Source organism: Aurantimonas litoralis (genome assembly GCF_026153195.1).
GTDB lineage: Bacteria > Pseudomonadota > Alphaproteobacteria > Rhizobiales > Rhizobiaceae > Aurantimonas > Aurantimonas coralicida.
The window spans coordinates 521,604-534,069 of the sequence record NZ_JAPFBM010000002.1; the positions used below are offsets into that span (position 1 = coordinate 521,604).

Annotated in this window: 12 protein-coding genes and 1 tRNA gene; 6 read left to right on the forward strand and 7 right to left on the reverse strand. The window is 68.3% G+C overall.

Annotated features, from left to right (window positions below; all coding sequences use genetic code 11):
* The 3 genes from N7I30_RS07210 (at nt 1) to N7I30_RS07220 (ending at nt 2,084) form a co-directional block, all read left to right on the forward strand.
* Entirely contained in the window at nt 1-1,572 is a 1,572-nt protein-coding gene (locus N7I30_RS07210; protein ID WP_498637752.1) for a sensor histidine kinase, read from the forward strand.
* Nucleotides 1,573-1,729: 157 nt separating this feature from the next.
* A tRNA-Arg gene (locus N7I30_RS07215) sits at nt 1,730-1,806 on the forward strand.
* Nucleotides 1,807-1,811: 5 nt separating this feature from the next.
* The gene (locus tag N7I30_RS07220) at nt 1,812-2,084 is read left to right on the forward strand and encodes a hypothetical protein (protein WP_498637754.1); all 273 of its coding nucleotides are present in this window, start codon (nt 1,812-1,814) and stop codon (nt 2,082-2,084) included.
* Between the two features lie 50 nt (nt 2,085-2,134).
* Here N7I30_RS07220 and N7I30_RS07225 read toward each other — a convergent pair whose 3' ends face one another.
* Nucleotides 2,135-3,340, reverse strand: a complete 1,206-nt coding sequence (locus tag N7I30_RS07225) for a CaiB/BaiF CoA transferase family protein (RefSeq protein ID WP_024352122.1) — start codon at nt 3,338-3,340, stop codon at nt 2,135-2,137.
* Between the two features lie 3 nt (nt 3,341-3,343).
* Nucleotides 3,344-4,135, reverse strand: coding sequence for a class II aldolase/adducin family protein (locus tag N7I30_RS07230; protein WP_024352121.1), 792 nt, complete (start codon nt 4,133-4,135; stop codon nt 3,344-3,346).
* 198 nt (nt 4,136-4,333) lie between these two features.
* Here N7I30_RS07230 and N7I30_RS07235 point away from each other — a divergent pair, with 198 nt between their 5' ends.
* Nucleotides 4,334-5,206, forward strand: coding sequence for a LysR family transcriptional regulator (locus N7I30_RS07235; protein ID WP_498637756.1), 873 nt, complete (start codon nt 4,334-4,336; stop codon nt 5,204-5,206).
* Between the two features lie 42 nt (nt 5,207-5,248).
* On the opposite strand, the gene N7I30_RS07240 is transcribed toward N7I30_RS07235, so the two are convergent.
* On the reverse strand, nt 5,249-6,040 hold the full coding sequence (locus N7I30_RS07240) for a GntR family transcriptional regulator (protein WP_498637758.1): 792 nt from the start codon (nt 6,038-6,040) through the stop codon (nt 5,249-5,251).
* A 102-nt stretch (nt 6,041-6,142) separates the two neighbouring features.
* Entirely contained in the window at nt 6,143-7,114 is a 972-nt protein-coding gene (locus N7I30_RS07245) for a 2-hydroxyacid dehydrogenase (protein ID WP_498637760.1), read from the reverse strand.
* A gap of 227 nt (nt 7,115-7,341) precedes the next feature.
* On the opposite strand from N7I30_RS07245, the gene N7I30_RS07250 reads away from it, so the two are divergent.
* Nucleotides 7,342-8,268, forward strand: a complete 927-nt coding sequence (locus N7I30_RS07250) for a DMT family transporter (RefSeq protein ID WP_498637762.1) — start codon at nt 7,342-7,344, stop codon at nt 8,266-8,268.
* Between the two features lie 2 nt (nt 8,269-8,270).
* On the forward strand, nt 8,271-9,230 hold the full coding sequence (locus N7I30_RS07255; RefSeq protein WP_498637764.1) for a D-2-hydroxyacid dehydrogenase family protein: 960 nt from the start codon (nt 8,271-8,273) through the stop codon (nt 9,228-9,230).
* Between the two features lie 19 nt (nt 9,231-9,249).
* Here N7I30_RS07255 and N7I30_RS07260 read toward each other — a convergent pair whose 3' ends face one another.
* From N7I30_RS07260 to N7I30_RS07270, 3 genes are all read right to left on the reverse strand, one after another.
* Nucleotides 9,250-10,446: a CaiB/BaiF CoA transferase family protein gene (locus tag N7I30_RS07260; RefSeq protein ID WP_498637766.1), complete on the reverse strand. Its 1,197-nt coding sequence runs from the start codon at nt 10,444-10,446 to the stop codon at nt 9,250-9,252.
* Nucleotides 10,443-11,234 (reverse strand): enoyl-CoA hydratase/isomerase family protein, encoded by a 792-nt coding sequence (locus N7I30_RS07265; protein ID WP_498637768.1) that lies wholly within the window; start codon nt 11,232-11,234, stop codon nt 10,443-10,445. The genes N7I30_RS07260 and N7I30_RS07265 overlap by 4 nt, the downstream gene beginning before the upstream one ends.
* Before the next feature lie 78 nt (nt 11,235-11,312).
* Nucleotides 11,313-12,278, reverse strand: coding sequence for a tripartite tricarboxylate transporter substrate binding protein (locus N7I30_RS07270; RefSeq protein WP_498637770.1), 966 nt, complete (start codon nt 12,276-12,278; stop codon nt 11,313-11,315).
* Between the last annotated feature and the right edge of the window lie 188 nt (nt 12,279-12,466).

Here is a 12,466-nt window from a genome sequence, read left to right on the forward strand (position 1 = left end):
ATGGCTGTGGATGGCAGCGAAAGGACAGACTGCGACTTGCCGCTGACGCCCGACAGACCTGCGGACGGCGCGACGACGCGCGCCAGCGTGCCGACCGTGCGGCACCGCATTTCCAACCGCCTCCTGATCATCACCATGCTGGCCGTCATGCTGGCGGAGGTGCTGATCTTCGTGCCGTCCATCGCCAATTTCCGCGAGGAATGGCTGTCCGACAGGATCGCCACCGTGGCGGTGGCGGGCCTTGCCTCGCGCGGGCGCGACAGCGAGGACGCCGCGCCGCTGAGCCCGGACGAGGAAGCCGGCCTGTTGCGGGCGCTCGACGCCCTGCTCGTCGCCATCATCGAGGGCGACGCCTCGCGGTTGCTGGCCCGCGATCCGCGGCTGGATGCCGTCGACCTGCAGATCGATCTGGGCAATCGCGGCCCTTGGAGCGCGGTCACCGGCGCCTTCGACACCCTTTTCTTCGGGGGCGATCGCATCATGCGGATTTCCGGCCCGGTCGGCGACCGCTCCATGCTGGCCGAGATGGTGATGTCGGAAGCGCCGCTGCGCCGCGACATGCTGGTCTATTCGCGCAACATCCTGCTGCTCTCACTGGCCATCGCCAGCTTTGCCGCGCTCCTGGTCTATGCCGCCATCAGCGTCTATCTGGTGCGGCCGATCCAGGCGATGACGACGGCGATGGTGCGCTTTGCCGAGCAGCCGTCGGACCCGCGGCGGATCCTGCGGCCGAGCGGCCGCGACGACGAGATCGGGGTGGCCGAGGCCGAGCTTGCCGACGTCCAGTCGCGGCTGGCCGAAACCCTGCGCGAACAGCGCCATCTGGCCGATCTCGGCCTCGCCGTCTCCAAGATCAATCACGACCTGCGCAACATTCTCGCTTCGGCCCAGATGATCTCCGACCGCCTGTCCACCGTGAACGATCCGCGCGTCCAGCGGGTCGCCCCGATGCTGCTGCGCAGCCTCGACCGGGCGCTGCACTATACCCAGTCGGTGCTGGCCTATGGCCGCGCCGTCGAGACGGTCCCGGTCAAGCGCCGCATCCGCCTCAGACAGCTCGTCGACGACGTCTTTCAGATGCTGACGATCTCGCCGCAATCGCCGATCGAGCTCGTCAACGCGGTAGACGCCGGCATGGAGCTGGATGCCGATCTCGACCAGCTACACCGCGTCCTCCTCAATCTGTGCCGCAACGCCGCGCAGGCGCTGGAGGCCGAGGACGACGATCTGTCCTCGCTGGTGCGCCGCGTCACCGTGTCGGCCACCGGCGGGCCGGCCGAGGGCATCGTCATCGCCGTGGACGACACCGGCCCCGGACTGCCGACCCGCGCCCGCGACAATCTGTTCCGCGCCTTCCGGGGCTCGGCCCGGACCGGCGGAACCGGCCTCGGCCTCGCCATCGCCGCGGAGATCATCGAGGCCCATGGCGGAACGATTCGCCTGGCCGAGACCAACGCCTCGGGAACCCGGTTCGAGATCGCCCTTCCGGGCACCGCCGCCCCGGCCCGCCCGGCCCCCGGGCGCCCGCCGCGCAATGGAGCGGAAGCACCGACGGCGCCCGACGCGCCCTGAAAGGCCGGCAACTCCCGTCACCCGAGCGTCACGAACGCCGGATAGACAGGCCAATCAGCGACGACGAAAAAATGCGTCGGTGGACGGCTTGCATTCCGCGAACCGAGCCGTTAGGAACCCCCTCAAGAGCGGGCGGCAGACGCGGCCCCTTCTGGATGCGCCCGTAGCTCAGCTGGATAGAGCACCAGACTACGAATCTGGGGGTCAGAGGTTCGAATCCTTTCGGGCGCACCATTTTCTTGAAAATCTGCGAATGCCGAACGCGCCAGCCGCTCCGCCTTCTGCAGTGCTTGCTTCCTCTCCATCATCTGCTTGAACGTCGCCGCATCGCCGGCGATGCCGATCATCGCGTTGTCCACCTCGACGCGCTCGATGACGGACCGCAAATCCGCATCGCGGAACCGACGGCACCAGTGCGGATGTTCTCGCGCCTGGGCCTGGCCCTCACCGCCCAGGACATCGCCTCGATCGATGCGGCGGCGAAGGACGCCGGCGTTCCGGGCCTTGGCTGACCAGGTCGTCCGCCGGCCTCGCCGTCGGGCGAGGCCGGAGGGTGATCGGTTCAGTCCGTCGGGGTCACGATGACCCCGGACTGGCGCAGGGCGCCGATCGCCGTGTCGTCATAGCCCAGTTCCGCAAGCAGTGCGTCGGTGTCGGCGCCCATCGCCGGAGGATCGGAGCGGATGCCGAGATCGTGGCCGGCGATCTGAAACGGCAGCCGCGGCAGCCTGGTCTTTGTCCCGTTGGGCATGGTCGTGGGCAGCAGCCCGCCAGTCGCCTCCAGGTGCGGATCGTCGAACAGATCCGCCGGCTCCGCGATCGGGGCGAAGGGAATGCGCGCCGCCTCGCAGAGCGCGATCGCCCCGGCCGAGTCGAGATTGCGGAAGACCTCCTGGACGATCGGGATCAGCCGGCCACGGGCAGCCACCCGCTGGTTGTTGGTCGCCAGTTCCGGATCGTTGCCCAGATCGTCACGCTGCAGCGCCGCGCAAAAACGCTTCCAGTGGGCGTCGGTGGTGATCCCGACGAACATCTGCTCGCCGTCCTTGAGGGTGAACAGCTCGTAGACCGCCCAGGACGACCGGCGCGCCGGCATCGGCGGGACCGGTTCGTCGATCTGCGAGGCATAGGCTAGGTGCTGGCCGACCAGGAACACGCAGGATTCGAACAGGGCCGAGCCGACGGCGGCGCCCTTGCCGGTCTCGCCCCGCTGCATCAGCGCCGCGAGGATGCCGATCACCGCGAACATGCCGCCGGTGATGTCGACGACCGAGGTGCCCGCCCGCAACGGCTGCCCTGGCGGCCCCGTCATATAGGCGAGGCCGGCCATCATCTGCACGACCTCGTCCAGCGCCAGCCGGTTGTCGTAGGGCCCCTTGAGGAAGCCCTTCAGGCTGGCATTGACGAGGCGCGGATTGAGTTCGGCCACCGTCTCGGCCGACAGGCCCAGCCGGTCCATCGTGCCCGGCGCGAAATTCTCCACCAGGACGTCGGCGCTGCGCACCAGGCGATGGGCGATCTCCTGGCCCTCCGCCGTCTTCAGATCGAGCGCGATCGATCGCTTGTTGCGGTTGAAGAAGCCGAAATAGCCCGTCCCGAACCCCTTCAGGGTCCGGGTCGGGTCGCCCCGCGGGGCCGGCTCGATCTTGATCACGTCGGCCCCGAGATCGGCCAGGATGAGCCCGCAGGTCGGGCCCATCACCGTATGTCCGAAGTCGAGGACGCGGATGCCGGCTAGCGGCAGGCGTGCGGCTGGTTCGCTGGGCAAGGCTCAGGTCCGGAAGGACGGGTCGATCCGGTCCAGCTTGCGCAGCAGGCCCGGCCATTCCAGGACGCCGAACGGGCGGCGCGTCTCGGGCCGGTAGAGCGCGTTGGTCTTTTCGATGATCGCCTCCGGCGGCGTGCCGATCTCGGTATTGGCCGACATCGCCATCACCTGCACCTTGCAGGCCAGTTCGGCCCGGTAGATGTTCGAGAAGGCCTGGGCGACGGACGGCGCCACCGTCAGGAGGCCGTGATTGCGCAGGATGAGCAGGTCGGAATCGCCGAGATCGGCGACGATGGATTCCTGCTCGGCGAGATCGACGGCGACCGACTGGTAGTCGTGATAGCCGATCGTTGCGAAGCGCATCGCCGTCTGGGTCAGCGGCAGCAGGCCGCATTTCATCGTCGAGACCGCCATGCCGGCGGGGGTATGGGTGTGGATGACGCAATGCGCGTCCTCGCGCGCCCGATGAATGGCGCTGTGGATGACGAAGCCGGCACGGTTCGGTTCGTAGTCGAAGTCGGGCTTCTGGACGACATTGCCGTCGAGGTCGATCTTGATCAGGCTCGAGGCCGTGATCTCCTCGTAGAAATAGCCATAGGGATTGATGAGGAAGGTGTCCTCCTCGCCCGGCACGCGCACCGAGATGTGGTTGGCGATCATCTCGTCCATGCCCCACAGGGCGACGAGCCGGTAGGCCGCGGCAAGGTTCACCCGCGCTTCCCATTCCGCTTCGCTGACCTTGTCCTTCATCGACGCGATGTCGGTCGTGTAGTTCTTGGTCTTCAGAACCGCCATCGGGTCTTCGGCGACGATGTTCTTGTCATGCTTGGTCATGGCTCTTCCTCCTAGCGAGGCGGGCGCGCGAGGCTGCACCGCCGCTGCGACAGCCGCCCTCGCTCCCGGGCGGCATGGCATTCGATGCCCCAGTCATGCGCCATTGCCCGTTATCTTTCCATGCACTAGTTTCGCCTGAACGGTAACTTTCGGTGTCCAATGGAATTGCGCGACCTCGCCTTCTTCGAATCCGTCGCGACGCGCGCATCCTATGAAGAGGCCGCCGCCGAGGTCGGCCGGACCAAGCCGGCGCTGACCAAGGCCGTGCGCCGGCTAGAACAGCAGATCGGCGCCAAGCTCTTCGACCGCACCGGCCGCGGCAAGCGGCTGACGCCGGTGGGCGCGATCCTTCTGGAAAAGGCCCGTCACCTGCGCCAGGAAGCCGAGGCGGTCTCGCGGGAGGTCGGCGAAGTGGCGCGCGGCGAAGCCGGCACGCTGCGCATCGGTTCGGGCACGACCATCGTCAACCACGTGCTGCCCCGCGCCTGCCGCATGCTGGCGGCGGTGGCGCCGGGCGTCGACATCGCGCTGACCGTGGGCATGAGCGACGTCCTGCAGGCGCATCTGCGGGCCGGCGAATGCGACCTCGTGATCGCCCCGGTCGATCCGCGGGCCCACAGCGAGTTCGACGCCCGCACCATCTACCGCGACCAGATGGTGGTCGCGGCCAGCCCTTCGCACCGGCTGGCGAAAGGCGGGGCGAGCCTTGCCGATCTCGCCGGCGAGAAATGGGTGTTGCCGTCGCGCTCGGTCGGCACCCGCGCCTGGCTCGACCGGATCTTCGTCCAGAACGGCCTGCCTCCGCCCCAGGCGCGGGTGGAGACCAGCTCGATCTCGGCCCTGCCGGAGATGGTGGCCGAACTCGATCTCCTGACCTTCGTGGGGCGCAATTCGCTGGGAATCCTGACCGAGATCGCCCTGCCGGAGACGACCCTGTCGCGCAGTTTCGCGCTGCTTACCCGGCGATCGGGCAATCTGCCGCCGGTCGCCACCCGCTTTGCCGACATCCTCGCAGGGTTACCCGCCGACTGAGAAGCCGGCCACGGCTCGTCTCATCCCGCAGCCGGGCGCGGATCAGTCGTCGCTGCTGCCGCTACCCGTCGAGAGCCGCAGGCGCATCGAATATTCGAAACGACCGGCAGGATAGGTGTTGGTCGAGACCTCCATTGTCTCGCCATCGGCGGTGATGTACTGGCGCACGATGTGCAGGATCGGCGAACCGGCTGCCACATTCAGCAGTTCGGCATCCTCCTCGCCCGCGGCCTCGGCGCGCATCGTCTGGCGGATTTCGCCGATGGCCAGGCCGTAGGTGTCGGCAACGGTCTGGTAGATCGGCGTCGTCAGCGGCGGCCCGCCGAGTGCGATCGACCTGCGGACCTCGCCGAACCGGCCGGCGACATAGGCGCAGGTGCGGCAGAAGGCGCCCTGGCTGTCGCCGGGCACGGCCCGCGTGCCGCAGAACGCCACCCAGCGCTCGCCGATCCGGCCGCCCATCCGGGCGACGAAGCTCTCATCGGCCGTGATTTCGTCGATCGACCGGACCGAGAACTCCGTCTCGGCCGCATATTGCATCACCTTTTCCACCGACTGGGCGGACATGATGTAGGTCGACTTGGCGTGGCGCTGCTCGACGCGGGTGCCGATGCCCTGGGTCCGGGAGACGAGGCCGAGCGCCGCCAGTCGGCGCAGCGCCTCGCGGATCGTCGACCGGCTGACGCCGTGGAGCACGCAGAGTTCGGCCTCGGTCGGCAGCATGCCGCCGACCGCGTAGCGGCCATCGGCGATGTCGGCGGCCAGCGCCTGCGCGATCCGCAGATAGCGCGGCGGCTGTCCGGCCAGGCCGAGCGGGTCCGTTCCCATCGCCATCCTCATTCCTGCGGCCCGGCTTTGCCATCCGGGCGAAGCGGCATCGTCCATCGGTCGGCGGCGCGCCCTGCCGGCGCGCGCGTCCCGCAAGCCCCTCTTACGTCACGCGACGCGGCAGGCAAAGACGTCGCCGCGCAGCAACCGGTCCAGATTGTCGAGAGCCCGCTCGCACTGGCGGCGCAGGCCAATGGGCGAGCGGCCCGCCATGTGCGGCGTGACGACAAAATTGGGCGCGTCGAGGAGCGCCGCCGGGATCTCGGGCTCCTCCTCGAGCACGTCGACGCCCGCCGCATGGATGCGCCCGTCCTTCAGCGCCGCGGCCAGCGCCTGCGAATCCACCACCGAACCACGGCCGATATTGACCAGGATGCCGTCCGGTCCGAGCGCGTCCAGCACCTCGCGGCCGATGAGATGGCGGGTCTCCTTGCCGCCGGGGATCGCCACGACGAGGAAGTCGCTCTCCTTCGCCAGCGTCAGGACGTCGGGAATGTAGCGATAGGGAACACCGGTCTTCTCGCTGCGGGTGGTGTAGTTGATCGACGCGTTGAAGGCACTGGCGCGCGTTGCGATGGCCTGGCCGATCGCCCCCAGCCCCAGCATGCCGACCCGGGCGCCGTTGAGGGTCGGCCGGTAGCGCTTGCGGGCCTCGTTCCAGCGCCCCTCGCGCGCCGCGCCCATCACCTCCGGCAGCCCCCGCGCCGCGGCCAGCATCAGCATGATCGTATGGTCGGCCACCGTCTCGCCATTGGTCGCCGGCGCGTTGGTCACGGCGATGTCGCGCTCGGTTGCGGCGGCCAGATCGACATTCTCGTAGCCGACGCCGAAACAGGCGATGAGCTTGAGATTCGGCAAGAGATCCATCTGCGCCGCGGTGAAGCCGACAATGCCGCTGGTCACCACCGCGCCGACGGCCTCCCGCTCGGCCTGCGGCATGAAGTCGGCGTCGAACTCGCCGATCCGGTCGCGGAGGTCCCTTGCCTCGCAACCGGCAGCCAGAAATCCGTAGGACGCATCGACCAGCGGCGCGAAGACGAGGGTGCGGACGGGAAGTTTCGTGTCCGGGCTGCCGAGCATGATGGGCGTCTCCAAGGGATCGAGGGGCTCCGGTCGGCTGGACATCCCGACCGCGATTGGTATGATTGATAATAACATCCGTACAAATGGGCAAGCATGCCCCGCAATGCGCGAAGGGTTCGCCTTGTCTGCCATGTCCTCGATGCCGATCGCCGCCGCCATCGCACCGGCCGGATCGTTCCCCGGCCGGCGCTGCCGCCCGCGTTCATCGTGACGGGCGGCCCGCGGTGAAAGGTCTGGCTCCCAATCTCGTCGGCGCGCTGTGGATGCTGGGCAGCGCCCTCGTGCTGACCGTGCAGGGGTCGCTGGTCAAGCATCTCGGCCAGGACCTTCCGGTGGTGATGATCCTGTTCCTGCGGGTGATCCTGATCCTGTCGATCGCCGCGCCGCTCGCCATGCATCGCATTGGCCTGTCCGGTCTGCGCACCCAGCGGCCCGGCGCCCATATCGGCCGCACCGTCTTCGGCCTCGGCATGATGGCCTGCACCTTCTACGCCATCACTGTCCTGCCATTGGCCGATGCCACGGCGCTGTCCTTCACCCGGCCGCTCTGGTCGATGCTGACCTCCTATCTCGCCTTCGGCGAGGTCGTCGGCTGGCTGGGCGGCTTTGCCACCGTGTCCGGCTTCGGCGGGGTGCTCGTCGTGGTGCAACCGCAATCGGGCATCCATCACGGCATGATCATTGCGCTGGCCGGCGCCGCCTCGTCGAGCCTGGCGCTGGTCTTCATCAAGAAGCTGACCCGGACCGAGCCGGTGGCGCGGATCCTGTTCTATTTCTCCGCCATCTGCGCGGTGATCCTGGTGGGCCCGGCGATCCTGTGGTGGCAGACGCCGACGCTGACCCAGCTGGCCTGGCTCTGCCTCATGGCAATCTGCGGCTCGGCCGGCCAGTTGATGTCCTCGCTCGCCGTCAAATACGGCGACATGACCGTCGTCACGCCGATCGATTTCATCCGCGTGCCGGCCGCGGCGGCCATCGGCTTCGTGGTCTTCGGCGAAAGCCCGACCCTGTGGACCTTCGTCGGCACCGCGATCATCTTCGTGGCGACGATCATCGTCCTCAACATCCGCCGTCGCCGCCCGGCGGCGCTGCCCCTCGACGAACCGACCGCCGTCGGCGGGCACAAGACCGGAACGATCCCAGGAGACTGACGATGAAGATCGCCATACTCGACGACTGGCTGGACACGGCCCGCGACCTGGCGCCCTGGGACCAGCTCGACGCCAAGATCACCTTCGTCACCCGCCACATCCGCGAGGCGGATCTCCCACAGGCGTTGGCCGGCTTCGATGCAGTCTGCCTGATGCGCGAGCGCACCGCCCTACCCCGCAGCGTCATCGCGGCACTGCCGGATCTCCGCCTCATCGTGACCGCCGGACGCCGCAACATGCGGATCGATCTCGACGCGGCTGCCGAGCGCGGCATCATCGTCTGCGGCACCGAGAGCCATGGTGGCGGCACGGTGGAACTTACCTGGGCACTGATCCTCGCCCTTGCCCAGCGCATCCCGCAGAACGACGCGGCAATGAAGGCCGGCGGCTGGCAGACCGGGCTCGGCACGCTTCTGGCCGGCCGGCGGCTCGGCGTGGTGGGCCTCGGGCGCCTCGGCAGCCGCGTTGCGGCGATCGCGCCGGCCTTCGGCATGGAGGTCGTCGCCTGGAGCCAGAACCTGACCGATGAAGCGGCCGCGGCCGGCGGCGCCCGCCGCGTCTCCAAGCACGAACTCTTCGCGACCGCGGACGTGGTGACGGTGCATCTGACCCTGTCGGAGCGAACCCGGCACATCGTGGACGCGGCGGCGATCGGCGCGATGCGGCCCTCGGCCTTTCTGGTCAACGCCGCCCGGGCCGGGCTGGTCGAGACGCCGGCGCTGGTCGCCGCGCTCCAGAGCAACCGGATCGCCGGGGCCGCCATCGATGTCTATGACGAAGAGCCGCTGCCGGCGGACGATCCGCTGCGCGGTGTGCCGAACCTCGTCCTGACGCCCCATGTCGGCTATGTCTCGCGCGAGAACATGGGCGTGTTCTACCGGCAGATGGTCGAGAACATCGCCGCCTTCCAGGCCGGAGCGCCCATCCGTCGACTGACGCCGGACGCCCCGTCGCTGGGCTGATCGCGCCGCTTCGCCCGGTTCAGGCGAAAGCCGCCGCGCCGCTCGAAGCCAAAGCGGCGATCTCGGCCTCGTCGAAGCCGGCCTCGGCCAGTGCCGCACGGCCGCCTTCCCCCACCCTCGGCGGGGTGGCGAGCGCGGCATCGCGCTCCGACGGCTTCGCCAGGCCAGGGAGCCGGGTGGCCGGCAGACGGCCGAGGCCGTTCAGTTCGGCCCAGCCGATCGCCTCCATCTCGACGACCTGCGGGTCCTCCATCAGCTCGCGGTAATCGTGCACCTTGGCGTGCAGGATGTCAGCCTCGGACAGTTTCTCCTGCCACCAGCGCGTCGGATGCGCGGCGACATACGGCGCGACCAGCGCGTTGAGGTCGGCCGCATTGGCGACGCGCTGCTGTTCGGACGCAAAGCGCGCATCCTCCAGCCATTCCGGCGTGCCGGTAATGGTCACCAGCTTGGCGAAATGCGCATCGCGCCGGGCATTGAGGCTCAGATAGCCGTCCGCCGTCGGGAAGGTGCCGACCGGCGCCCCGACCGGCTTGACCGCCGCGCCATCGAAGATCTCGGCGACGATCCGCGCCTCCTGAAAGGCCATGGCGCATTCCAGGAGGCTGGTGCGCAGATGCGTGCCCTCGCCCTTGACGGCCTTGCGGTAGAGCGCCGCCGACACGGCCTGGGCGAGATACAGCCCGGTGGAGATGTCGATCGCCAGCATGTTGAGCCGGCGCGGCACGCCGGCGAGATCGCGGTTGATCGACATGAAGCCGGTATAGCCCTGCATCACCGTGTCGGTGGCCGGCAGGTCCCTGTTCGGGCCGGTCTCGCCGAAGCCGGTGACGGTGGCATAGACGACGGACGGGTTGCGGGCCGCCACGCTGGCATAGTCCAGTCCGAGCCGGCTGGTGACGCCGGGCCGGTAATTCTCGATCACCACATCCGCCTGCTCCAAGAGCCGCAGGGCGGTCTCGCGTCCCTCCGGCGCCTTCAGATTGAGGGCCAGCGAGCGCTTGCCGCGATTGAGGACGATCGCCTCGGCGGAAAAGTCGTCCACCCGCTTGCCGAGGCCGCGGCTCCAGTCGCCATAGCCGATGGGCTCGATTTTGGTGACGCTGGCGCCGTTCTGGGCCAGCATCATGCCGCAATAGGGCGCGGCGACGCCCTGCGCGAGCTCGACGACCTTCAGCCCCTCGAATGGCGGGCTCGCCAGGCCGGCGCCGGTCACTTGACGCTCTTCTTGTCGAGGAAGGCGCGCACCGCGTCGCGGTGCTCGTCGGAGGCGTAGCAGATCGACTGGGCCTCCGAGCCGAGCGCGAAGATCTGCTCTGCCGGCAGGTCGAGGGCGCGGTTGAGGATCGATTTCGACAACGCCATGGCGATCATCGAGCCGCGGGTCAGTTCCCCGGCCCAGGCGCGCGCCTCGTCCAGAAGCGCGCCCGCCGCCTGCCGGTCGGCCAGCCCGATGGCCAGCGCTTCCTCCGCCGCGACCGTGCGGGCGGAATAGATCAGCTCCTTGGCGCGCGGCAGGCCGACCCGCCGCGGCAGGAAATACAGGCCGCCGCCATCCGGGATCAGGCCGCGCTTGCGATAGGCCATGGCGAAGCTCGCCTCTGCCGAAACCATGACGAAGTCGCAGGCCAGCGCCAGGTCGCAGCCGAGGCCCGATGCGGGTCCGTTGACCGCCGCTATCGTCGGCTTGTCGATGTTGTTCACCGTCGAGATGGCCCGGTGCGTCGATTTCTGCCGCTTCCAGCCATTGATGCCGACCTGCCCGATCGGGGCGTCGAGCCGCGCCTTCATGCCGGCAATGTCGCCGCCGGCACAGAACGCGCTGCCGGCCCCCGTCAGGACGATGGCCCGGACCTCCTCCTGGACGTTCAGCCGTTCGAGAATGTCGATCAACAGGACGCGCGTCGCGTCGTCGATGGCGTTGCGCTTGTCCGGCCGGTTGAGGGTGACGGTCGCGATGCCGTCCGCCACGTCGCAGAGAATGGCTGCGTTACTGTCCTGCATGGTCGTCGTCCTGATCCGTTGACGCAAACGGCCCCCCGCGGACGGGGGGCCGTGCTTGGTTGGCAATCTGGTCTCGAATTACTGGATCCAGGGCGCCTTTTCCCAGAGCGCCTGCATCTGCTCCTTGGTGGAGCGCATGTGCTCGCCATATTCCTTCGGCGGCAGGAAGTTCAGCGGCAGGTCCTGCTTCTTGGCGGCCGCCTGGAACTCCTCGTCCTGCATCATCTTGTCGACGGCCGTGACCAGCGCGTCGCGGGCTTCGTCGGGAATGCCGGCCGGAGCGGCGAGGCCGCGATCGGAACCGGCGACCACGTCATAGCCCAGCTCCTTGAAGGTCGGCACGTCCGGAAGCTGGTCCCAGCGTTCCGCACGCATCGTCGCCAGCGCCCGCAGCGTGCCGTCGGTCACGTAAGGCGCGGCTTCGCCGATCCCCATCACCGAGGCGGCGACGTGACCGCCTAGCAGCGCCGTGCGGCTCGGCGCTGCGCCCGGGAACGGCACATGGGTGACTTCCAGATCGTTCGGCGTCAGAACCCTCAGCAGCGAAGTATGGGTCGCGCCGCCGAGCGATGAATTGCCGACCGGCATCACGCCCGGATTCTCCTTCACATAGGAGATGAAGTCATCCAGCGTCTTGAACTGGCTGTCCTCGCGCACGACCAGCGTGGTGCCGTCGGAGACGATGTTGGCCACCGGCTCGAAGGAATCGATCGTGTAATCGGGCTCGCGCTCGATGATCGGGTTGATGAAGGACGGGATGTTCAGCATCCCGATCGTGTAGCCATCGGGCTTGGCATTGGCGATCGCGGTGAAGCCCAGCTCGCCGCCGGCGCCCGGCTTGTTCTCCACGACCACGGACACGCCATTGCCGAGATATTTCTCGAGGAACGGCGCCACCGTGCGCGCCATCACATCGGTGCCGCCGCCGGCGGAGTAGCCGACGATGACGGTGATGTCCCGTTCGGGATAACCCTGGGCATGGGCCGCGCCGGCCAGCAGCAGCGTGCCTGCCAGCGCCGCCGCGATCTTGGTACGTAAGCTCATTGTCGTCTCCTCCACTCGGAAAATCGTGCCGTCGATGCGCTCCCGAAAGCGACGGCAGCCGGTGCCGGCTGCCTGTCGCCCTGCATGGACCTCCCGCATCGCGTCGTGGCAACATAGACAAAGCGCACGACAGAACACAATAGGATACAATCATCCGCATGACGGCTCGGTACGCCGATCCCGCCACC